The organism is Pararoseomonas sp. SCSIO 73927 (assembly GCF_037040815.1).
GTDB lineage: Bacteria > Pseudomonadota > Alphaproteobacteria > Acetobacterales > Acetobacteraceae > Roseomonas.
Map to the genome: position 1 here is coordinate 97,638 of NZ_CP146232.1, position 20,562 is coordinate 118,199.

Here is a 20,562-nt window from a genome sequence, read left to right on the forward strand (position 1 = left end):
CGAAGTAACCCCTCGCGCGAACCGCATCCACCGCGGGGGGAGAGATCACATGGCCACCATCGCGTCCCAGCTCCTCTGGACGAAGGACAGCTCCGGCTCCGCCGCCGGCGGGGCTGAAGTCGTCGCCTACGACGCCACCAACAAGCTCGTCCTCGTCCTCGGCGCCGACGGCGTGGAGGCCCTGGACGCCGCCACCGGCGCGCTGCGCTTCGCCCTGCCCTCCTCCGCCCTGGGCGCGCTCGGCACCGGCAACAGCGTGGCCGTGTACGGCAGCGTGATGGCCGTGGCCTATGACAGCGCGACGGCCGGCGGCAACGGCACGGTCGCCATGTACAACATCGCGGCCGGCGGCACGGGCGCGACCCTGATCCGCCAGGTCGAGGTCGGTGCGGTGCCGGACATGGTCACCTTCACCCCCGACGGCACCCGCCTCCTCGTCGCGATCGAGGGCGAGCCGAACGACAACTACGGCGTGGACGCCTCCGGCGACCCCGTGGGCGGCGTCTCCGTGATCGACGTGGCGACGGGCAACAACACCTTCCTCGGCTTCGGCGGCTTCGACACCGAGGCGCTGCGCGCGGCCGGCGTCCGCATCAAGGGCGTGGACGGCGTCACCGCCGCGACCGACATCGAGCCCGAGTACATCGCGGTCTCCGCCGACGGCAGCCAGGCCTTCATCACGCTGCAGGAGAACAACGCGATCGCGGTCCTCGACCTCGACACGCTGGAGTACCAGGGCGTCTACGCGCTCGGCACGAAGGACCACTCCGTCGAGGGCAACGGCCTCGACACCTCCGACCGCGACGGCGGCGTGAACATCGGCACCGCCCCCGTGCGCGGCATGTACATGCCGGACGGCATCTCCACCTTCGAGATGGGCGGCCGCACCTACCTCGTCACCGCGAACGAGGGCGACGCCTCCGAGTGGGGCGACTACAACGACGTGGGCCGCCTGGCGAACGCCAACCTCGACCTCGCGAGCTTCGGCGGCGCCGAGGGCGTGGCCGCGCTGAAGAACAACGCCGAGCTGGGCCGCCTCAACATCTCCCTGGTTGACGGCGACACGGACGGGGACGGCGACATCGACGTCATCCACACCCTCGGCGCCCGCAGCTTCTCCATCTGGGAGGTGACCGAGACCGGCCTGACCCAGACCTTCGACTCCGGCGACATGATCGAGAGGATGCTGCTCGCGAACGCGCCGGCGCTGCTGGATGACGGCCGCTCCGACGACAAGGGCCCCGAGCCCGAGAGCATCACCCTCGGCACCATCGACGGCCAGCTCTACGCCTTCGTGGCGCTGGAGCGCTCCGACGCGGTGATGTCCTTCGCCATCACCTCCCCCACCTCCGCCGAGTACGCCGGCATCATCCAGACGCAGGACGCGCCTGAGGTGATCCACTTCATGCCCGCCGAGGACTCGCCCACCGGCGCCCCCATGCTGATCTCCCCCGCCGAGGGCAACGGGCAGACCACCGCCCATGAGCTGACGGCCGAAGCAGGGAACGGCAACTTCACCCTGCAGATCCTGCACGCCTCCGACTTCGAGGCGGGGCTGGCGGCCACCACCCGCGCCGCCCAGTTCGCCGCTATCGTCGACAAGCTCGAGGACGGGGCGGTGAACAGCATCACCCTCTCCTCCGGCGACAACTACATCCCCAGCCCCTTCAACGCGGCCGAGACCGACCCGTCCGTCAAGGACGAGCTGGTCGACCTCTACGCCTGGCTGCTCGGCGTTCCCGCCGCCAGCCTCTCCGGCCTGGCGCTGAACCCGGCCGCCGTGGACATCGCCATCATGAACGCCCTCGGCGTCCAGGCCAGCGTCTTCGGCAACCACGAGTGGGACTTCGGCTCCACCGCGGTGGCCAACGCGATCGACTTCGCCAAGGGCAGCGGCACCACCTCCAACGCCGTGACCTCGATCGGCGCGCTCTTCCCCTACCTCTCGGCGAACCTCGACTTCTCCAACGACGCCGCGATGCGCAACCTCTTCACCGGGGCGCTCCGCGACGCCGCCTCCTACGGGACGACGGCGGCCGACCTCGCCACCCCGGATGCCCTGAACGCCGAGGCGGCGGACCAGCAGGTCTCCCCCTGGACGGTCATCACCGAGAACGGCCAGCAGATCGGCGTCCTCGGCGTCACCACCCAGGTGCTGGCCTCCATCTCCTCCGTCGGCGGCGTGCGGGTGCTGGACCCGGCCGGTGACGGCGGCGTGGACAACACGGACGAGCTGGCGACGATCCTGCAGCCGCTGATCGACCAGATGGCCGCCTCCGGCCTGAACAAGATCGTCCTGCTCAGCCATCTCCAGCAGTACCAGCTGGAGCTGGACCTCGCCTCCAAGCTCAGCGGCGTGGACGTGATCATCGCGGGCGGCAGCCACGCCGTCTTCGCGAACGAGGGCGACACGCTGCAGCCGGGCGACACGGCGAGCGAGACCTACCCCGTGATCGTCACGGGCGCGGACGGCAAGTCCACCGCCATCGTGAACACGGGCAACGAGTACTCCTATGTCGGCCGCCTGACCGTCACCTTCGACGCGAACGGCGACATCATCCCCGACAGCATCACGGACGCGAACTCGGGCCCTGTCGCGGTGAATGAGCAGACGGTCGAGGAGCTGTGGGGCGACGAGGACGCCTACGCCGAGGGCACGCGCGGTGGCGAGGTGAAGGCCGTCACGGACGCCATCGCCGACGTCATCTCGGCCAAGGACGGCAACGTCCTCGGATTCACGGACGTGTACCTGGAAGGCCGCCGCGGCGAGGTCCGCACCGAGGAGACGAACCTCGGCAACCTCACGGCCGACGCCAACCTCTTCGTCGCCAAGCAGGTGGATGCGGGCGTCGTCGTCTCCATCAAGAACGGCGGCGGCATCCGGGCCGAGATCGGCTCCTACGGCCTTGGCGCCGACGCCCCCGAGCTGCCCCCGCAGGGCAACCCGGACGCCGGCAAGCCGGTGGGCGGCGTCAGCCAGCTCGACATCGAGAACTCGCTGCGCTTCAACAACGCCCTCTCCATCGTCACCCTGACGGCGGCGGAGCTGGAGCGGGTCTTCGAGCACGCGGTGGCCGCCACCGCCCCGAACGCCACCCCCGGCCAGTTCGGCCAGTTCGGCGGCGTCTCCTTCAGCTTCGACGCCACGCGCCAGGCCCAGCGCCTGAACGCGGATGGCAGCGTGGCGCAGGAAGGCCAGCGCGTCCAAAACCTCGTCATCCTCAACGAGGATGGCGGCGTGGTGGACACGATCATGCGGAACGGCCAGCTGGTGGGCGATGCCACCCGCGCGATCAAGGTGGTGACGCTGAGCTTCCTGGCGGACATCCCGGGCGGCGACGCCTACCCGATCGGCCTCTACGCCGACAGCCGCGTGGATCTGCTGAACAACGCCGCCCTGACGGACGGCGCGGCGGGCTTTGCGGCGAAGGGCAGCGAGCAGGACGCCCTGGCCGAGTACCTGAAGGCGAACCACGGCACCGCCGAGACCGCCTTCGACCAGGCCGACACCACGCCGGCGGGCGACGAGCGGATCCAGAACCTCGCGGTCCGCGCGGACACCGTGCTCGGCACCGCCGTGGACGGCACGGGCCAGGACCGCGTGCTCGGCGGGGCGGGCCGTGACAACATCCAGGGCGGCGAGGGCGACAACACCCTCATCGGCAACGACGGCGACGACTACATCGTCGGCGGCGCCGGGAACAACCGCCTCATCGGCGGCGCCGGCAACGACTACATGGCCGGCGGCGCGGGCGACGACGGCTACGAGGTGTTCAGCGCCGGCGACCAGGTCTTCGAGGCGGTGGACGGGGGTTACGACCGCGTCACCGCCTGGGTCGACTACACGCTGTCCGCCAACGTGGAGAAGCTCATCCTGACCGGTACCGCCGTCCGCGGCACCGGCAACGAGCTGGGCAACCGCATCCTCGGCACGGACGGGGACAACATCCTCTCCGGCCTCGCCGGGGACGACACGCTGATCGCCAATGGCGGGAACGACCTGCTGATGGGCGGCACGGGCTCCAACCGCCTCACCGGCGGCGAGGGGGCGGACACCTTCCGCTTCGACGCCCCGGCGGGCGCCGGCACCCTGACCCGCCTGATGGACTTCGCCCCGGGCGAGGACCGGATCGAGCTGGACGGCACGGCCTTCGCGGCCCTGACCACCACGGGCCAGCTCGACGCCGCCTCCTTCGGGACGGGCCGGGTCGCCACCACGGCGGAGCAGCACGTCCTCTTCGACGCCGCCACCAGCGCCCTCTACTACGACGCGGACGGCGCGGGCGGTGCGGGCGCCATCCGCTTCGGCACGGTCCAGGCCGGCGCCGTCGTCACGGCGCAGGACATCTGGGTGGTCTGAGCCGCCCCGAGACCGTCGGCCGGGGTCCGCCCCGGCCGCGACGGAGCGCCCGCCCCGGCCCCCGGGGCGGGCGTTTCTTTTCGTGCCCTTTCAACGGGTAAGGGCGCATGCGCCTCGCCCCGCTCCCCGCGGCCCCTGGACTTTTCACCCCATTCCGGTCCATGACCCGCGCCGATCATCCAGACCCCGCCCCTGCCCGGCCCCGAGGCCGCGCCCGGCGCGCCTGACCAGGAGCCGCCAGATGGCTGCCGAGACCACCGCCACCTTTGACCGTGTGGCCGACATCATCGCCGAGAACAGCGAGGTCTCGCGCGAGAGCATCACGCCGGAGAGCCACGTGACGGAGGACCTGGGCATCGACAGCCTGGACTTCCTCGACATCGTCTTCGCCATCGACAAGGCCTTCGGCATCAAGGTGCCGGTGGAGAAGTGGACGCAGGAAGTGAACGCCGGGGAGAAGCCCGCCGAGCACTACTTCGTCATGAAGAACCTCGCGGCCCGCATCGACGAGCTGGTCGCCGCCAAGAGCGCCTGAGGCGCCCATGCGCCTCGAGTATTTCCAGATGATCGACCGCGTGGTGTCGCTGGAAGGCGACGCCATCGTGGTGGAGAGCCGCGTGCCGGAAGCCAGCCCCGTCTTCGAGGGGCACTTCCCCGGCCATCCCCTCGTGCCCGGCGTGCTGCTGGTGGAGACGATGGCCCAGGCCAGCGGCTGGCTCATCCTCGGCCGCAACGGCTTCGCCCAGATGCCCTTCCTGATGTCGGTGAAGGAGGCGAAGTTCCGCAACTTCGTCGGCCCGGACGCCCCGCTGGATGTCACGGCGAAGGTCACCCATGACGGTTCCGGCTACACCGTGACCGAGGCGCGCGTGACGAGCGCCGGCAAGCGCATCGCGGACGCCGAGATCCTTCTGCGCTCCATGCCCTTCCCCCACCCGGACCTGGAGGCCGCCATGCGCGCCAACGCCGCCCGGATCGGCCTGCCCGGGCACGCCGCATGACCCGGCACGAGGTGGTGGTCACCGGCATCGGGCTGGTAACGGCGCTCGGCGAAGGGCCTGACGCCCACTGGAACGCCCTCTCCGCCGGCACCACCCCGGTTGTGGACGAGGCGACCTACGCCCCCTGGCCGGTCCACCCCCTGCCCGCCCTGAACCTGGATGCCCAGATCCCCAAGAAGGGCGACCAGCGCCAGATGGAGCCCTGGCAGCGCCTGGGCACCTACGCCGCGGGCCTCGCCATCGACGACGCGAACGCGCGCGGCCTGGTGGAGGACATGCACCTGATCGTCGCTGCCGGCGGCGGCGAGCGCGACATCGCGCTGGACGAGCAGGTGAACACGGAGCTGGCGGACCGCAACGACGGCGACCGGCTGAACGAGCTCCTGGCCACCGGCCTGCGCCCCACCCTCTTCCTCGCCCAGCTCTCCAACCTGCTGGCGGGCAACATCTCCATCGTCCACGGCGTCACCGGCTCCTCCCGCACCTTCATGGGCGAGGAGAGCGCGGCGGCCGACGCCGTGCGGATCGCCCATGCCCGGCTGGCGGAGGGGCGCGGTGGCATTGCCCTCGTCGGCGGCGCCATGACGGCGCAGCGCTGGGACCTGCTGCTGCTCTACCGGGGCGGCGACGGCTTGTACCAGGGCGCCTTCAAGCCGCTCGCGGAGCGCCAGGGCATGGTGCTGGGCAGCGCCGCCGGCTTCCTCGTGCTGGAGACGGCGGAGCACGCCGCCGCCCGCGGCGCCCGCGTGCTGGCCCGGCTGGACGCGGTTGCCAGCGACACCACCCGCCGCGCCGCGCCCGGCGATTCCGCTGCCGCCGCCCGTGCCCTGCTGCCCCGCGTGGCGCCGGAGGGCGTGGACGCCGTGATTTCCGGCAACTCCGGCTCGCCCGCTGCCTCGGCCGACGAGGAGGCTTTCCTTCGTGAGTTGAACCTGCCGGTCCGCCGCCCCGCCAGCCTGATCGGCCACGGGGTGGAAGGCGCCTTCCCGGCCCACGTCGCCCTCGCCGCCCTCGCTCTCTCCCGCGGCGGCTTCTACGCCCCCATGGACCCCGCCGACACCGGCGAGGCCGCCTCCCCCAACCGCCTCCTCGTCACGGGCTTCGGCCAGTGGCGCGGCGAGGCCCTGGCCACCCTCTCCCGCCCCCCTGCAGCCAAGGCGGAGGCCACCTGATGCGCGACCATCTCGGCCGCCCCGTCGTCGTCGTCACCGGCCTCGGCGCCGTCACCGCCCTCGGCTTCGGCGTGAAGGACAACTGGTCCCGGCTGCTCGCCGGCCAGTCCGGCATCCGCCGCATCACCCGCTTCCCGACCGAGCACCTGAAGACCACCATTGCCGGCACGGTTGACCTGCCCGGCGACGAGGGCTTCACCAGCCCCGTGCGCGTGGAGCGCATGGCCGCGATGGCGATCGAGGAAGCCGTCGCTGAGTCCTCTATCGGCGCGAAGGGCGCCTTCCCCGGCCCCCTCTTCCTGGGCATGCCGCCGGTGGAGGTGGAGTGGCCCCACCGCTTCTCCCTGGCCCGCGCCGGCGACCCGACCTATCCCGGGATGACGCAGGCCGCTGCCGGCCGCGCCGACATCTACGAGACCTGCCTCTACGGCGGCGTGGGTGAGCGCCTGGCCGCACGCTTCGGCACCCGCGGCGCGCCGATCACCACCACCACGGCCTGCGCCACCGGCGCCACCGCCATCCAGCTGGGGGTGGAGGCGATCCAGCGCGGCGAGGCGGATTCCTGCATCGCCCTCGGCGCGGACGGCACGGTGCAGCCGGAGGCGCTGATCCGCTTCTCCCTCCTCTCCGCGCTCTCGCAGCGGAACGACGACCCCACCAAGGCCTCCCGCCCCTTCGAGAAGAACCGCGCGGGCTTCGTGATGAGCGAGGGCGCGGCCGCCCTGGTGCTGGAGAGCTACGAGGCCGCCCGCGCGCGCGGCGCCACGATCCTCGGCGTCGTCGCCGGCGCGGGAGAGCGGGCGGACAACTTCCACCGCACCCGCTCCAACCCCGATGGACGCGCCATCGTCGGCGCGATGCGGAACGCCCTGGCCGATGCCGGCCTGGAGCCCGGCGACATCTCCTACGTGAACGCCCACGGCACCGGCACGCCGGAGAACGACAAGATGGAGAATTTCGGCATGCGCGCCGTCTTCGGCGAGAGCGCGCCGCCGATCTCGTCCAACAAGAGCATGATCGGCCACACCCTCTCCGCCGCCGGCGCGCTGGAGGCAGTGTTCTCCCTGCTCACCATCCGCGACGGCCGCCTGCCCCCGACCATCAACCACGACGAGCCCGACCCGAGCATCACGCTGGACGTGGTGCCGAACGTGGCGCGGGACGCGACGGTGAAGCACGTGCTCTCCAATTCCTTCGGCTTCGGCGGCCAGAACGTCTGCCTCGTCCTCTCGGGGGAGCCGCGCTGATGCGTGCCCTTCGCCTGCACGGCGACCGCGACCTGCGGCTGGAGGATATCCCCGAGCCGCCGCCCCCCGCCCCCGGCGAGGTCCGGCTGCGGATGCGCGGCATCGCGCTGAACCACATCGATGTCTGGGGCTGGCGCGGCATGGCCTTCACCCAGCGCAAGCTGCCGATCTGCGTCGGCGCGGAGGCGGTGGGCGAGATTGACGCGCTCGGCGAGGGCGTTTCGGGCTGGAAGGTCGGCGACCGCGTGGCCCCCTACGGCGCCCAGACCTGCGGCCATTGCCACGCCTGCCTGGAGGGGCGCGACAACCTCTGCGAGAACGTCGCGGGGGTGAAGGGCTTCCACCTGGACGGCTTCGCGGCGGAGTACGTGAACCAGCAGGCCCGCCTGCTCGTCCGCGTGCCGGACGCGGTGGAGACGAACGACGCCGCCTGCGCCGCCATCACCTTCTCCACCGTCGAGCACATGCTTTTCGACAACGCGCGCCTGCAGCCCGGCGAGACGATCCTGATCCACGCCGCCGGTTCCGGCATCGGCACCGTGGCGATCAAGGAAGCGAAGGCGCTCGGCTGCACGATCGTCGCCACCGCCGGCGACGACGAGAAGTGCCGGAAGGCCCTCGAACTCGGCGCCGACCACGTCGTGAACTACAGCGAGAAGAACTTCTCCTCCGTCGCCCGCCGGGTCACGAACAAGCGCGGCGTGGACGTGGTGTTCGAGCATGTCGGCGCCAGCACCTGGGCCGCCTCCCTCCTCTCGCTCAAGATGGGCGGCCGCCTCGTCACTTGCGGCTCCACCTCCGGCGTCTCGGCCGAGACGAACCTGATGATGATCTTCCAGCGCCAGCTGAAGATCTTCGGCAGCTTCGGCGCCTCCATGCGCAACGTGGCGGACGGGCTGGGCAAGATGGCCGGCGGCATGTCCCCCGTGCTGGACCGCGTGATCCCGCTGGAGAACTTCGCGGAAGGCCTGGACCGGCTGGAGAGCCGCCGCGTCTTCGGCAAGATCGTGGTGACCATCTAGGCATGGCGAAGAAGGGTGGTGGTGCCGCGGACGCCGCGCTGTCCGCCCTCACGGGGCTGGGCTTCGCCGTCCCGCGCGCCCTCGGCCCCGATCTCGGTCCGCGCGTGGGATCGGCGCTCGCGCGCAAGCTGGGTCCGCTGACCAAGGCCCACCGGATCGCCATGGAGAACATCGCCGCCGCCTTCCCGGAGAAGGACGCGGCCTGGCACCGCCGGATCGCGGACGAGGCCTGGGACAATCTCGGCCGCGTCGCCGCCGAGTACGTCCACATCAACACGATCTGGGACCTGACCGAGGCGCGCGACCCGAAGGCCCGCATCCAGATCGACGACGCCACCTTCGCCCGCTTCGCCGAACTGCACGAGACCGGCGGCCCCTGCCTCGTCTTCGCCGCCCACCTCGCGAATTGGGAACTGCCAGCGGTCGCAGCCGCCAAGCACGGGCTGGACGCCGCCGTCCTCTACCGCACCCCCAACAGCAAGCCCGTGGCGGACGCCATCCTCAAGCTTCGCAAGGACATGATGGGCGAGTTGATCCCCGCCGGCCTCACCGCTCCCACGAAGCTCGCCAAGGCGCTCCAGCGCGGCGCCGTGGTCGGCATGGTGGTGGACCAACGCTTCGGCCGCGGCCCGGTGGTGGATTTCCTCGGCCGCCCCGCCCACGCCAACCCGCTCCTCGCCAACCTCGCCCGCCGCTTCGACTGCCCCGTGCGCGGCGCCCGCGCCATCCGGTTGGAGGGCGGCCGCTTCCGCCTGGAACTCACCGACCCCATCCCCATGCCCCGCGACGCCGAGGGCCTGATCGACGTGAACGCCGCCACCCAGGCCGTGAACGACGTCATCGCCGGCTGGGTGCGGGAACACCCGGGTCAATGGCTCTGGATGCACCGCCGCTGGCGGTGATCCCGCCTCACCCCGGCGCCAGCGGCCAGAAGAAGGCGATCAGCGGCACACCCGCCAGCACCACCAGCACCGAGAGCGGCAGCCCCAGCCGCGCGTAGTCTCCGAACCGATACCCCCCCGGCCCCATGACCAGCGTGTTGCACTGATGCCCGATGGGGGTCAGGAAGTCGCTCGCCGCGCCCAGCGCCACCGCCATCAGGAAGGGATCGGGACTCAGCCCCAGCTGCTTTGCCAGCGTCGCCGCGATCGGCCCCATCACCAGCACCGTCGCCGCGTTGTTCAGGAAAGGCGTCACCGCCATGGCCAGCACCATGGTCACGCCCAGCGCCACCATCCCCGGCAGCCCCTGCAACACCGCCGTCAGCCAGCCCGCCAGCAGGTCCGTCCCGCCCGTGTGCTGGATCGCCCCGCTCACCGGGATCAGCGCGGCCAGAAGCACCACCACCGGCCAGTCCACCGCCTCGTAGGCCTCACGGGTCGTCATCACGCGGAGGGCCAGCAGCGCCACCACGGCCCCGAAGAAGGCCACGCCCACCGGCAGCGCGCCGAAGGCCACCAGCACCATCGCCCCGGCCAGCACACCCAGCGGGATCCAGGACCGCCGCCCCCGCCCCAGCGCCATCCCGCGCTCCGCCAGCGGCAGCACCCGAAGCTCGCCCAGGTTGTCCGGCATGGTCGCGGCCAGGCCGCGCAGCAGCACCACGTCGCCCGCCCGCAGCCGCAGCTGGGACAGGCTCTCCCGGATCTGCCCCCGCCCCCGCCGGCTGACCGCCAGCAGGGAGACGCCGTGGCGGCTCCGCAGCGTCAGCGCCGCAGGGGTGCGACCCACCAGCGGGCTCTCGCCGGTCACCACGCCCTCAACCACACGCTGGTCGTCGGCGTCCGTTTCCGGGTCGTCCGGCACGGCCCGGTCCTCGTCCAGCGCCAGCCCGGCGCGGGCCACTAGCCGTTCCAGCTCCTCCGGCTCGCCCCGCAGCAGCAGGCCCTCGCCCGCCTCCAGCTGCCGGTCGGCGGAGGGCGCCGCCGTGATCGGCGCCACGCCCGATCCCAGCTCGCCCGTCGCCGGCCCCGTGCCCTTCGCCGGCAGGATGGCGGAGACCTGCACCTGCCCCTCCGCCAGCGCCTCCAGCCCGGCCACCGTCATGCCCACGGCATCGCCCTCGCGCGGCACGCGGGCCTCGATCGTGTACTCCCCGATCTGGAACGCCGCCTCCATGGAAGCCGCGCCCTTCCGCCCGCCCGGCAGCAGCCGCCATCCGACCGCGAGAAAGCCCAGCGTCACGAGGCAGACGCCCAACCCCACCGGCGCGTAGTCGAACATCCGGAAGGCCTCGCCCGTCAGCTCGCCCCGCACGCGGGACATGATGATGTTCGGCGCCGTGCCCACCAGCGTCACCACCCCGCCCACCATGGCGGCGAAGGACATGGGCATCAGCATCGCCGCCGCCGGCGTGCCCGTGCGCCGCGCCAGCTGCAGCGCCACCGGCATCATGATCGCAAGCGCGCCGACGTTCTTCGTGACCATCGCCAGCAGCATGGTGCAGCCCGCGAGCACCGGCACCTGCAGCGCGGCGCCCTGCAGGTGCGGCACCAGCGGCCGCATGATGACTTCCACGGCCCCGGACTTCGCGACCGCGTGGCTGATCACCAGCGCGGCCGCTACGATCACCACCACGTCGTCCGCGAAGCCCTCGAACACCTTGTCCGTGGGCACCACCCCGATCAGCACCCCTGCCAGCAGCGCCCCCAGCGCCACCGCGTCGTAGGCGAAGCGCCCCCAGAGAAAGAGGGCAATGGTCACGCCCATCAGCCCGAACGCCAGACCCTGATCGAGTGTCATGAACCCCCTGCCGCCATGCCCGCTGAAACGGGCATCCCCAACCGGCAGCCCCGATCGGCCGCAGCAGGGCGAGAACCGGGCGGAGTGTCCGGGGTTGCGGGAGGGGGCGGAGAAGAGCGGGGGCTCCTAGTCCCGGAGGGCGTGCGGGCTGAGCCGCTCCTCGATGGGCCGCGAGCGCACGACGAGCGCGCTGAGCGCCGCGCCGAGCAGCAGCACGACCCCGACCGCCCTGCCGACGCCGCCGAGGAAGAAGATCAGCGCGATCCCCGCGGCGCCGGCAAGGATGCTGATGCAGTAGGTGACAAGTGGCGTCATCTCGGGCTCCCGTTACGGGCGGCCCGCCGATGCCGGCCGCCCGCGGAAGCTGACGGCTGGAGGTTGCGATTCCGTTAGGAAGCGGGCGCTAGGAGGTGGGCGCGGCCCCCTCCCCCCGCAGCATGCGGATAATGCCGGAGAAGTCCGTCTCCCCGCCGCCCGCCTCCACGAAGCGCCGGTACAGGTCCAGCGCCCGCGCGCCCATCGGCGTCTCCAGCCCCGCCTCCGAGGCCGCCTGCTGCGAAAGCCCCACATCCTTCACCATCAGCGCGGCGGCGAAGCCCGGCCGGTAGTCCCGGTTCGCCGGGCTGCCCGGCACCGGCCCCGGCACGGGGCAGTAGGTGGTGAGAGACCAGCACTGGCCGGAGGACTTGGACGCCACCTCGAACAGCGCCTCGTGCGAGAGGCCGAGCCTCTCCGCCAGCACGAAGGCCTCGCAGGTCCCGATCATGGAGATCGCGAGCAGCATGTTGTTGCAGGCCTTCGCCGCCTGCCCCGCCCCCGCCCCGCCGCAGTGGACCACGCTGCGCCCCATGGCGCCGAGCACCGGCTCCGCCCGGCGGAAGGCCTCCGCCGGCCCGCCCACCATGAAGGTCAGCGTCCCCGCCTCCGCCCCCATCACGCCGCCGGAGACGGGCGCGTCCAGGAAGGCCCGCCCGCAGGCCTCGGCCACGCCGCGCGCCGTGCCGACATCGATGGTGGAGCAGTCCAGCAGCACCGCGTCCGGCTCCGCCGCGGCGGCCATGCCGCCCTCGCCGAGCCAGGCCTCCCGCACGTGCTTCCCGGCGGGCAGCATGGTGATGACGAAGCCCGCCCCCTGCGCCGCATCGGCGGCGGAGGTCGCGCGCCGCGCCTCCTCCACCCGCCCCATCGCCTCGACGGAAAGGTCGAAGACCGCCACCTCATGCCCGGCGCGCGCCAGGTTTCGCGCCATCGGCGCGCCCATGTTGCCGAGCCCCACGAAGCCGATCCGGGCCATCGCTCCCTCCGTCCCTTGTTCCGGGAAGGCTAGGGCGCGGCCCGGACCGGGTCCACCTCAGTAGGCCCCCTCAGTAGCCGCCCCTCAGTAGCCGCCCCTCAGTAGCCGACGGTGAAGCGCTGCCGGACGTGCTTCGGCGCCTCGATCTCGTCCACCAGGGCGATGGCGAAGTCCTCGAAGGAGATGCGGCTCTCGCCCTTCGCGTCCACCAGCAGACTGTCCCCGCCCAGGCGGAAGGTCCCGGTGCGCTCCCCCGGCACGAAGAGGGCGGAGGGCGAGAGGAAGGTCCAGTCCAGCGTCTCCTCGCGCCGCAGCCGGTCCAGGAAGGCGGCGCCGGCGGTCGCCTCGGCCTTATAGGCCGCGGGGAAGTCCGGCGTGTCCACCAGCCGCGCCCCCGGCGCCACTTCCAGACTGCCGGCCCCGCCGACGACGAGGTAGCGGGGCACGCCGGAGGCCCTCACCGCGGCGATCAGCTTCTCCACGTCGCTGGCGATGAAGTGCACGCTGCTGATCACCGCGTCATGGCCGCGGAGGATCGGCGCGAGGGCCTCGGGATCGTTCGCGTCCCCGGCCCGGAAGGTGGCGCCGTCCGGAAGGATCCCGGGCGCCTTGCGGGCAACCGCCGTCACCCGGTGGCCGCGCCGGGCCAGCTCCGCGAGGATGCGGGACGCGGCATTCCCGGAGGCTCCGATCAGGGCAATGTTCATGGGAAGATTTCCACTCTGGTTTCAGATGGGAACCAGCTATTCTTCGTGATCCCTGGTGTGAAGAAGGCACTTTCCGGTGCTCAGGTCACCCCGGGGTGACCACTCCCCCCGCGGAACCCGCCATGCAGCCCGACGCCTACAACCCCGCCTGCCCCACCCGCCTGGTGCTGGACCGCATCGCCGACAAATGGGCCGTGCTCATCCTCGGCCTGCTCGCGGGGCGGCCCACGCGCTTCAACGCGATCCGCCGCGCCGTGCCGGGCCTCTCGCAGAAGGTGCTGGCCGAAACGCTGCGGCGGCTGGAGCGGGACGGGCTGCTGACCCGCACCGCCTTCCCCACCGTCCCGGTGACGGTGGAGTACGCCCTCACCCCGCTCGGCGAGACCCTGGCCGAGACGGTGGACGCGCTGCGCCTCTGGGCGGAGACCCACATCGGCGCCGTGCAGTCCGCCCAGCGTGCCTACGACGCGCGGGCGGCGGGGATCGCCGCCTAGACCGGCACCTCTCCCGGCGGCTTCAGCGCGGTCAGCACGAAGGAGGAGCGGGTCTCCTTCACGCCGGGCATCCGCAGCAGCGCCCGCATGGAGAACTCCGCATAGGCCTCGAAATCCGCCGCCAGCACGTGCAGCAGGTAGTCCATCTCGCCGCTCATCGCGTAGGCGGCCAGAACCTCCGGCCGGGCGGAGAGCGCCTTCTGGAACCCCTCCACCACCTCCTCCGCGTGGCTGGAGAGGGCGACCATGACGAAGGCCTGCAGCGGCAACCCCACCCGCCCGGGATCCAGCACGGCGGCGTAGCGGGCGATCACCCCTTCCTCCTCCAGCCGCCGCACCCGCCGCTGGCAGGGCGTGGGGGAGAGCCCGACGCGCTCCGCCAGCGCCACCACCGGCAGTCGCCCGTCCCGCTGCAGCGCCCGCAGGATGCGCCGGTCCGTCCCGTCCAGCACCGGAGTGTCTTTCGCCAAGGATCGGCCCTCCCGAGGTGGATCTCCCTCAACTTAGCCGCGAGCCGCGTTAACTTCGCCCGATTCTCGCTCCCCGGCCCCGGCTAGCCTCCTCTGCAACGAGAGGAATGGGAGACGCGATCATGGAAGGCACCATCCAGCCCGCCGCCGAGAGCGCGGCCGGCATCATCGGCACCGCCACCCTGCCCAGCGGCCTGCGCGGGGACTACCACCGCGCCGCCGCCGACGGCACGCTGCCGGAGGAGGGCATCCGGCGCTCCGAGGCCGACCACGCGGCCTGGCGCACCCTCGTCTCCCGCCAGCGCGCGATCTACCCGGGCCGCGCCGCCACCGCCTGGCTGCAGGGCCTGGACCGGCTGCGCTGCGACAGCGCCGTGCCCTCGCTGCGCGACGCCTCCGCCATCCTGCGGGACGCCACGGGCTGGTCCCTCGTCCCCTGCCCCGGCCTGCTGCCGGACGCGCAGTTCTTTGCCCTGCTGGCGTCCCGCCGCTTCCCCGTGACAGAGTGGATCCGCCGGCCGGAGGAGCTGGACTACATCGTGGAGCCCGACATCTTCCACGACTTCCTCGGCCACGTCCCCCTGCTGACCCAGCCGGATTACGCGGGGTTCCTGGAGGCCTACGGCCATCTCGGCCTCCAGGCCGAGCGCCGCGGCGCCCTCGCCCCGCTCGCGCGCTTCTACTGGTTCATGGTGGAGTTCGGCCTCGTCGCGGAGCCCGAGGGGCTGCGCGCATACGGCGCCGGCATCCTCTCCTCCCGCACGGAGACGCTCCACGCCCTCTCCGCCGCGCCCCGCCGCCTGCGCTTCGACATGGCCCGCGTGCTCCGCAGCACCTACCGGATCGACGACGTGCAGCCTGTCTACTTCGTCATCGAGAGCTACGCCGAGCTCTTCGACGCCGTCGCCCGCGCGCCCGCCCTGCTGGACGCGGCCCTCGCGGCCGAACCCGTCCCGCCGGGCGGCACGAGCGCCGAGGACGAGCCCTGGCGCGGCTGAGGCGCGCCCCGGCCGGCCGTACCTACCTCGCCGCGCGGCGGACGCGGGCGGCGCCCGCCGCGTCCAGCAGGCGCCCTTCCGCCCGCAGCGCCCCTCGCCGCGCCTCCGCGGACCGCAAGGCCGCCAGTTCTTCCACCGCCCGCTCCGCCGCGCGGGCCGCGCCCAGCCCGCCCGCCGCTTCCTCCGCCCGCGCGGCCGCGCGCAGCACCGCCTTCCCCGCCGCGTCCCGCGCCGCCAGCCCGCGCGGCAGCCAGGCCGCGTGATCCGGCCCGCCAAGCCCCGCCTCAAGCCGCAGGGCCGCGCCGGCCTCTGCCGCGCCCGCCTCCGCCAGGGCCAGCACCGAGGCCGCTTCCGCGACGCGTCGGCGCGCCTCCATCACCTCCGCCCCGCGCAGCCGCGTCAGGACGGCCAGGGAATCGCGGGAGGGATACCGCCTCACGCGGAGGGTCCCATGGCGAGGGCGAGGGCGGCGAAGGCCCCGGCCACGCTCCCCGCCTCGTCCTTGCCCTGGCGGAGGACGTCCTCGATCAGCGGCGCCAGACGCACCGCCTCGTCCACCGCCGGGTCGCTGCCGGCTCGGTAGGCGCCCAGGCGCACCATGTCCGCCATGTCCCGGTGCAGCGAGAGGATGCGCCGCGCCCGCGCCAGGATCGCCCGCTCCGGCGGCTCCAGGCAGCCCGGCACGGTCCGGGACAGGCTGCGGAGCACGTCCACCGCCGGGTAGCGCCCGCCCTCCCCGATCCGCCGGTCCAGCACCACGTGCCCGTCCAGGATGCCGCGCACCGCGTCCGCCACCGGCTCGTCGTGGTCGTCCCCCTCCACCAGCACGGTGAAGAGACCGGTGATCGAGCCCGCGCAGCCCTCCGAACCCGCCTTCTCAGCTCCAGGCCCAGCCCGCTCCAGCAACCGCGGCAGCTCCGCGAAGACGCTTGGCGGAAAGCCCCGGGTCGCCGGCGGCTCCCCGGCCGAGAGGCCGATCTCCCGCAGCGCGAGCGCAAACCGCGTCACGCTGTCCATCATCAGCAGCACGCGCTTGCCCTGGTCCCGGAAATGCTCCGCAACGGCCATGGCCGCCAGCGCCGCGTCCCGCCGCATCAGGGGCGCCGAATCGGAGGTGGCGCAGACGACCACGCTCCGGGCCAGCCCCTGCGGCCCGAGATCGTCCTCGATGAACTCACGCAGCTCCCGCCCGCGCTCCCCGACCAGCCCGATCACCGCGACATCGCAATCCGCGTGGCGCGCCAGCATGGACATGAGGCTGGACTTGCCGACGCCCGAGGCCGCGAACAGCCCCAGCCTCTGCCCCCGGCGGCAGGTCGCGAAGGCGTCCAGCGCGCGCACGCCGAGGTCGATTCGCGGCCCGAGCCGGGCGCGCGTTCCGGCCTCCGGCGGCGCCGCACGCAACGGGCGCGCCACGGCGCCCAGCGGCAAGGGGCCGCGCCCGTCCACCGGGCGCCCCATCGGGTCCACCACCCGTCCTAGCCAGGCCGCGCAGGGGTGCAGCACCACTTGGCCTTCATCCTCCACGCGCGCGCCGACGGAGACTCCGTCCAGCCCTCTCCGGGCCACTGCAATGGCCAGCCCTTCCCGGACAGCCACAACCTCCGCGTGTAGATCTTTCTGAGACGGACCAACAACCTTGATGCAACCTCCGATGGGAGGAAGTGGAAAGAGACCCCCTACTTCGAGGGAAAGCCCCTGTACCGCCCGGACCCGTCCATGAGAGATCAGATCCCTGTTATCACTCAGGAATCTTTGACCCAGCTGCACCTGGCCCTTCATCGCCCGAGAACGGCGTGCCATTTTTTGCTCCATCGTCTCGCAAATTAATACGCGCAAATAGTGAAAATACCCCTTCACTACTCGCGCATAAGTTGTCCTAATGCTCTCAGAACGAGAGGAGAACACAGGATGCGTGTCCTGCTTGTCGAGGACGACCTCACCACGGCCCGCGGCGTCACCCTGATGCTGAAGACCCAGGGCATGATCGTGGACGCTGCCGACACCGGGGAGGAGGCGTTGGAGCTCGCCCGCCTCTACGACTACGACATCATCGTCCTGGATCTAATGCTGCCGGACATGGAAGGCTACGAGGTGGTCCGCCGCCTCCGCGCCGCACGCCGCGCGACCCCGGTCCTCATCCTCTCCGGGCTGTCTCGCCCGGGCGCGAAGGTGAAGGGCTTCGGCCTCGGCGCCGACGACTTTATCGTGAAGCCCTTCGACAGCCAGGAACTGATCGCCCGCATCCAGGCGATCGTCCGCCGCACCAAGGGCTTCAGCCAGCCGAGCGTCGCGGTCGGCAACCTCACCCTGGATCTTGGCGCGCGGGAGGCCCGCGTCGAGGGCCGCCCCGTCCACCTCACCGGGAAGGAGTACGCGATCCTGGAGCTGCTCACCCTGCGCAAGGGCATGGTGATGACCAAGGAGGCTTTCCTGAACCACCTCTATGGCGGCATGGACGAGCCCGAGGTGAAGATCATCGACGTGTTCATCTGCAAGCTCCGCAAGAAGCTGGCCGGGGCCGGGTGCAACGAGCTGATCGGCACCGTCTGGGGCCGGGGCTACGTGCTGCGCGACCCCTCCGCCGCCCCGATCCGCAGCGCCGCGGCCCTGCGCGCGGCGGAGACCCCCGCCACCCACGCCGCGGCCTGACGCCCGCCCGCCAGGGCCCGGACGGCCCTTCCCCGAAGAGGAAGGCCGCCCGGACCCGTGGCGGCCAGCCTCCGGACAAGCCGCCCGGCTAGCCTGCCAGGGCCAGGCGAGGCGCCAGCGCATACACGCCGCGCTCGCCCTCCACCATCGCGAAGCGGTCCGACAGCCCCAGCACCGTCTCCGCCCCACCGAGATAGAGCACGCCGTCCGGCGCCAGACGGTCCGCCAGGACGGAGAGCACGCGGCCCTTGGTGGGCGCGTCGAAGTAGATCAGCACGTTGCGGCAGAAGATCACGTCGAAGCGGCCCAGCGGACGGAGGTCGGCCAGCAGGTTGCCGGTCTCGAACCGGGCTGCCGCGCGCAGCCCCGGTGAGATCTGCCAGAGGCCGCCTTCCTGCCGGAAGTGCTTCACCAGCATCTGCACGGGCAGCCCGCGCTGCACCTCGAACTGGGAGTACGTGCCCTCCCGCGCGCGCCGGACCACCTCGGCGCTGAGATCGGTGCCGAGCACCTCCAGCCGCGGCAGCAGCCCCAGGGAATCGGCCACCATCGCCACCGAGTAGGCCTCCTGCCCCGTGGAGCAGGCGGCGGAGAGCACGCGCAGCCGCTGCCCCGCGCCCCTCGCGGCCACGATTCGGGGCAGCACCCTCTTCAGGTGCTCGAAGGGCTTGCCGTCCCGGAAGAAGAAGGACTCATTCGTGGTCAGCGCCTCCGTCACGGCCGCCGCCAGGCGCTCGCTGCCCGGTGCCCGCAGCTTCGCCGCCAGCGCGTCGAGTCCCGCAATCCGCTCGGCCCGCATCAGCCCACCCAGCCGGGTGTCCAGCATGTAGGCCTTGTCCGCCCCCAGCACGATTCCTGCGCGGGCGCGCACCAGCGCCGCGACCGTCTCGAACGCTGCGCTCACGACGCCATCCTCCCTGCATCCGCTGCCATGGCCGCCGCCCGGGCCGCCAGCCGCTCCGGCGGCCCCAGTTCCCGCGCGATCCCGGCCCGCGCCACCGCCCCCGGCATTCCCCACACCACGGAGGAGGCCTCGTCCTGCGCCAGCACCACCGCGCCGCCGGACGCCAGGGCCCGGCACCCCGCCAGCCCGTCCTGCCCCATGCCCGTCAGGATCACCGCCAGAACCCGCCCGTCGCAGGCCCGCTGCGCGCTGCGGAGCATCGGATCCACGGCCGGCCGGCAGAAATGCTCCGGCGGATCGTCGCGCAGCCGCGCCACCAGGCCCGACGCGCCCCGCTCCACCAGCAGGTGCCGGTTCCCAGGCGCCAGATAGGCGCGGCCGGCCCGCAGCGCCTCACCGTCCCGCGCCTCCGTCACGCGCACCGCCCCCACCCGGTCCAGGTGGTCTGCCAGCATGGCCGTGAAGCCGGCCGGCATGTGCTGCACGATCACCACGGGCACTGCCGGCACCGGGGTCAGCGCCCGCAGGAACGCGGCCAGCGCCTGCGGCCCCCCCGTGGACGATCCCACCGCCACCAGCGCCGGCGCCGACGCCGGCCGCACCGGCTGCAAGGGCGCCAGTGCACGGGGCTGGGGCGCCGGATGCCAGGCGGGTGCGCGGCGCATCCGCGCCCAGCCCTTCACCTTCTCCAGCAGCTCCGCGCGGAACACCGGGTCCATCGCACCGCCGCCTTCCGCGCCGGGCTTGGGGATATAGTCGGAAGCCCCTGCCCGCAGCGCCGCCATTGCCGCCGCCGCCCCGCGCTGGGTCAAGGCGCTCGCCACGATCACGCTCGGCCGCGGTTCCGCCCGCAGCAGCAGCGGCAGCGCCGTCATGCCGTCCATCACAGGCATCTCGAGGTCCAGCAGCACCACGTCCGGCCGGGCCGCCGCCAGCGCGTCCAGCGCCTGCCGCCCGTCGCCCACGCGCGCCACCACCTCGATCGCGGGATCCGCCCCCAGCAGCCTGGCCAGGATCCCGCGCACGGTCGCGCTGTCGTCGCAGATCATCACGCGCACCGGCCGGGCGCCCGGCACACCTCCCGGCGGCGCGCCGGGATCCACCCCCCTCACGCGGCCTCGTCGGGCAGCAGCCCCAGCACCTCGAGCTTGCCCGCGAGGATCGCGTCGTCGAAGGGCTTCATGATGTACTCCTGCGCGCCGCCCTCCAGCGCCGCGACGATGCGGGAGAAATCGCTCTCGGTCGTGCAGAGCATGATCCTCGGCTCGTCCGGCCCGAACTCCGCCCGCGCGCGGTGCAGGAAGGTGATGCCGTCCATGACGGGCATGTTCCAGTCCAGCAGCACCAACGTCGGCATCGCCGCGCGGCAGGCGTCCAGCGCCTGTTGGCCATCTTCCGCCTCGCGCACGGAGAAGCCGCGCGCCTCCAGCATCCGCCGGGCGGCGCGGCGCACCGTCCGGCTGTCGTCCACCACAAGGCATTCCGGCATGGCGCGCCCC

20 protein-coding genes are annotated in these 20,562 nt (G+C 72.5%); 10 read left to right on the forward strand and 10 right to left on the reverse strand.

Annotated elements, in window-relative coordinates; all coding sequences use genetic code 11:
* Window positions 1–49 precede the first annotated feature (49 nt).
* The 7 genes from VQH23_RS00575 (at window position 50) to VQH23_RS00605 (ending at window position 9,704) form a co-directional block, all read left to right on the forward strand.
* Window positions 50–4,360, forward strand: coding sequence for a choice-of-anchor I family protein (locus VQH23_RS00575; RefSeq protein ID WP_338663666.1), 4,311 nt, complete (start codon window positions 50–52; stop codon window positions 4,358–4,360).
* A 241-nt stretch (window positions 4,361–4,601) separates the two neighbouring features.
* The gene (locus VQH23_RS00580; protein ID WP_338663667.1) at window positions 4,602–4,895 is read left to right on the forward strand and encodes an acyl carrier protein; all 294 of its coding nucleotides are present in this window, start codon (window positions 4,602–4,604) and stop codon (window positions 4,893–4,895) included.
* A 7-nt stretch (window positions 4,896–4,902) separates the two neighbouring features.
* Entirely contained in the window at window positions 4,903–5,361 is a 459-nt protein-coding gene (locus tag VQH23_RS00585; RefSeq protein ID WP_338663668.1) for a 3-hydroxyacyl-ACP dehydratase FabZ family protein, read from the forward strand.
* On the forward strand, window positions 5,358–6,533 hold the full coding sequence (locus VQH23_RS00590; RefSeq protein WP_338663669.1) for a beta-ketoacyl-ACP synthase: 1,176 nt from the start codon (window positions 5,358–5,360) through the stop codon (window positions 6,531–6,533). Before VQH23_RS00585 ends, VQH23_RS00590 begins: the two co-directional genes overlap by 4 nt.
* Window positions 6,533–7,780: a beta-ketoacyl-ACP synthase gene (locus tag VQH23_RS00595; RefSeq protein ID WP_338663670.1), complete on the forward strand. Its 1,248-nt coding sequence runs from the start codon at window positions 6,533–6,535 to the stop codon at window positions 7,778–7,780. The genes VQH23_RS00590 and VQH23_RS00595 overlap by 1 nt, the downstream gene beginning before the upstream one ends.
* Window positions 7,780–8,802 carry a zinc-binding dehydrogenase gene (locus VQH23_RS00600; protein WP_338663671.1) on the forward strand — a complete coding sequence of 341 codons (1,023 nt, stop codon included), beginning with the start codon at window positions 7,780–7,782 and terminating at the stop codon, window positions 8,800–8,802. Before VQH23_RS00595 ends, VQH23_RS00600 begins: the two co-directional genes overlap by 1 nt.
* A gap of 2 nt (window positions 8,803–8,804) precedes the next feature.
* The gene (locus VQH23_RS00605; protein WP_338663672.1) at window positions 8,805–9,704 is read left to right on the forward strand and encodes a lipid A biosynthesis lauroyl acyltransferase; all 900 of its coding nucleotides are present in this window, start codon (window positions 8,805–8,807) and stop codon (window positions 9,702–9,704) included.
* Between the two features lie 7 nt (window positions 9,705–9,711).
* Here VQH23_RS00605 and VQH23_RS00610 read toward each other — a convergent pair whose 3' ends face one another.
* The 4 genes from VQH23_RS00610 to VQH23_RS00625 form a co-directional block, all read right to left on the reverse strand.
* Window positions 9,712–11,544: an SLC13 family permease gene (locus VQH23_RS00610; RefSeq protein ID WP_338663673.1), complete on the reverse strand. Its 1,833-nt coding sequence runs from the start codon at window positions 11,542–11,544 to the stop codon at window positions 9,712–9,714.
* Window positions 11,545–11,670: 126 nt separating this feature from the next.
* Complete coding sequence (locus VQH23_RS00615) at window positions 11,671–11,859, reverse strand: hypothetical protein (protein WP_338663674.1); 189 nt, start codon at window positions 11,857–11,859, stop codon at window positions 11,671–11,673.
* Window positions 11,860–11,947: 88 nt separating this feature from the next.
* On the reverse strand, window positions 11,948–12,838 hold the full coding sequence (mmsB, locus tag VQH23_RS00620) for a 3-hydroxyisobutyrate dehydrogenase (protein ID WP_338663675.1): 891 nt from the start codon (window positions 12,836–12,838) through the stop codon (window positions 11,948–11,950).
* 98 nt (window positions 12,839–12,936) lie between these two features.
* Window positions 12,937–13,545, reverse strand: coding sequence for an NAD(P)-dependent oxidoreductase (locus VQH23_RS00625; protein ID WP_338663676.1), 609 nt, complete (start codon window positions 13,543–13,545; stop codon window positions 12,937–12,939).
* A 95-nt stretch (window positions 13,546–13,640) separates the two neighbouring features.
* On the opposite strand from VQH23_RS00625, the gene VQH23_RS00630 reads away from it, so the two are divergent.
* The gene (locus tag VQH23_RS00630; RefSeq protein WP_338663677.1) at window positions 13,641–14,039 is read left to right on the forward strand and encodes a helix-turn-helix domain-containing protein; all 399 of its coding nucleotides are present in this window, start codon (window positions 13,641–13,643) and stop codon (window positions 14,037–14,039) included.
* Here the strand turns inward: VQH23_RS00630 and VQH23_RS00635 are convergent.
* Window positions 14,036–14,509: an Lrp/AsnC family transcriptional regulator gene (locus VQH23_RS00635; protein ID WP_338663678.1), complete on the reverse strand. Its 474-nt coding sequence runs from the start codon at window positions 14,507–14,509 to the stop codon at window positions 14,036–14,038. The two genes, VQH23_RS00630 and VQH23_RS00635, sit on opposite strands and share 4 nt — an antisense overlap.
* A gap of 122 nt (window positions 14,510–14,631) precedes the next feature.
* Between VQH23_RS00635 and phhA the strand changes: the two genes are divergently transcribed.
* Window positions 14,632–15,507 carry a phenylalanine 4-monooxygenase gene (gene phhA, locus VQH23_RS00640; RefSeq protein WP_338663679.1) on the forward strand — a complete coding sequence of 292 codons (876 nt, stop codon included), beginning with the start codon at window positions 14,632–14,634 and terminating at the stop codon, window positions 15,505–15,507.
* A 22-nt stretch (window positions 15,508–15,529) separates the two neighbouring features.
* Here the strand turns inward: phhA and VQH23_RS00645 are convergent, their stop codons facing one another.
* The gene (locus VQH23_RS00645; RefSeq protein ID WP_338663680.1) at window positions 15,530–15,946 is read right to left on the reverse strand and encodes a hypothetical protein; all 417 of its coding nucleotides are present in this window, start codon (window positions 15,944–15,946) and stop codon (window positions 15,530–15,532) included.
* Entirely contained in the window at window positions 15,943–17,289 is a 1,347-nt protein-coding gene (locus VQH23_RS00650) for a FliI/YscN family ATPase (RefSeq protein WP_338663681.1), read from the reverse strand. Before VQH23_RS00650 ends, VQH23_RS00645 begins: the two co-directional genes overlap by 4 nt.
* 129 nt (window positions 17,290–17,418) lie before the next feature.
* Here VQH23_RS00650 and ctrA point away from each other — a divergent pair, with 129 nt between their 5' ends.
* The gene (gene ctrA, locus VQH23_RS00655) at window positions 17,419–18,159 is read left to right on the forward strand and encodes a response regulator transcription factor CtrA (RefSeq protein ID WP_338663682.1); all 741 of its coding nucleotides are present in this window, start codon (window positions 17,419–17,421) and stop codon (window positions 18,157–18,159) included.
* A gap of 88 nt (window positions 18,160–18,247) precedes the next feature.
* On the opposite strand, the gene VQH23_RS00660 is transcribed toward ctrA, so the two are convergent.
* The 3 genes from VQH23_RS00660 to VQH23_RS00670 are packed head-to-tail and all read right to left on the reverse strand — an operon-like array spanning window position 18,248 to window position 20,552.
* Window positions 18,248–19,063, reverse strand: a complete 816-nt coding sequence (locus VQH23_RS00660; protein WP_338663683.1) for a protein-glutamate O-methyltransferase CheR — start codon at window positions 19,061–19,063, stop codon at window positions 18,248–18,250.
* On the reverse strand, window positions 19,060–20,175 hold the full coding sequence (cheB, locus tag VQH23_RS00665) for a chemotaxis-specific protein-glutamate methyltransferase CheB (RefSeq protein ID WP_338663684.1): 1,116 nt from the start codon (window positions 20,173–20,175) through the stop codon (window positions 19,060–19,062). The genes VQH23_RS00660 and cheB overlap by 4 nt, the downstream gene beginning before the upstream one ends.
* Window positions 20,172–20,552, reverse strand: a complete 381-nt coding sequence (locus VQH23_RS00670) for a response regulator (RefSeq protein WP_338663685.1) — start codon at window positions 20,550–20,552, stop codon at window positions 20,172–20,174. Before VQH23_RS00670 ends, cheB begins: the two co-directional genes overlap by 4 nt.
* Between the last annotated feature and the right edge of the window lie 10 nt (window positions 20,553–20,562).

Bases quoted from the DNA above. Each gene is read 5' to 3' on its own strand.
- VQH23_RS00575 (WP_338663666.1), top strand. From the start codon at position 50: ATGGCCACCATCGCGTCCCAGCTCCTCTGGACGAAGGACAGCTCCGGC.
- VQH23_RS00580 (WP_338663667.1), top strand. From the start codon at position 4,602: ATGGCTGCCGAGACCACCGCCACCTTTGACCGTGTGGCCGACATCATC.
- VQH23_RS00585 (WP_338663668.1), top strand. From the start codon at position 4,903: ATGCGCCTCGAGTATTTCCAGATGATCGACCGCGTGGTGTCGCTGGAA.
- VQH23_RS00590 (WP_338663669.1), top strand. From the start codon at position 5,358: ATGACCCGGCACGAGGTGGTGGTCACCGGCATCGGGCTGGTAACGGCG.
- VQH23_RS00595 (WP_338663670.1), top strand. From the start codon at position 6,533: ATGCGCGACCATCTCGGCCGCCCCGTCGTCGTCGTCACCGGCCTCGGC.
- VQH23_RS00600 (WP_338663671.1), top strand. From the start codon at position 7,780: ATGCGTGCCCTTCGCCTGCACGGCGACCGCGACCTGCGGCTGGAGGAT.
- VQH23_RS00605 (WP_338663672.1), top strand. From the start codon at position 8,805: ATGGCGAAGAAGGGTGGTGGTGCCGCGGACGCCGCGCTGTCCGCCCTC.
- VQH23_RS00610 (WP_338663673.1), bottom strand. From the start codon at position 11,544: ATGACACTCGATCAGGGTCTGGCGTTCGGGCTGATGGGCGTGACCATT.
- VQH23_RS00615 (WP_338663674.1), bottom strand. From the start codon at position 11,859: ATGACGCCACTTGTCACCTACTGCATCAGCATCCTTGCCGGCGCCGCG.
- mmsB (WP_338663675.1), bottom strand. From the start codon at position 12,838: ATGGCCCGGATCGGCTTCGTGGGGCTCGGCAACATGGGCGCGCCGATG.
- VQH23_RS00625 (WP_338663676.1), bottom strand. From the start codon at position 13,545: ATGAACATTGCCCTGATCGGAGCCTCCGGGAATGCCGCGTCCCGCATC.
- phhA (WP_338663679.1), top strand. From the start codon at position 14,632: ATGGAAGGCACCATCCAGCCCGCCGCCGAGAGCGCGGCCGGCATCATC.
- VQH23_RS00650 (WP_338663681.1), bottom strand. From the start codon at position 17,289: ATGAAGGGCCAGGTGCAGCTGGGTCAAAGATTCCTGAGTGATAACAGG.
- ctrA (WP_338663682.1), top strand. From the start codon at position 17,419: ATGCGTGTCCTGCTTGTCGAGGACGACCTCACCACGGCCCGCGGCGTC.
- VQH23_RS00670 (WP_338663685.1), bottom strand. From the start codon at position 20,552: ATGCCGGAATGCCTTGTGGTGGACGACAGCCGGACGGTGCGCCGCGCC.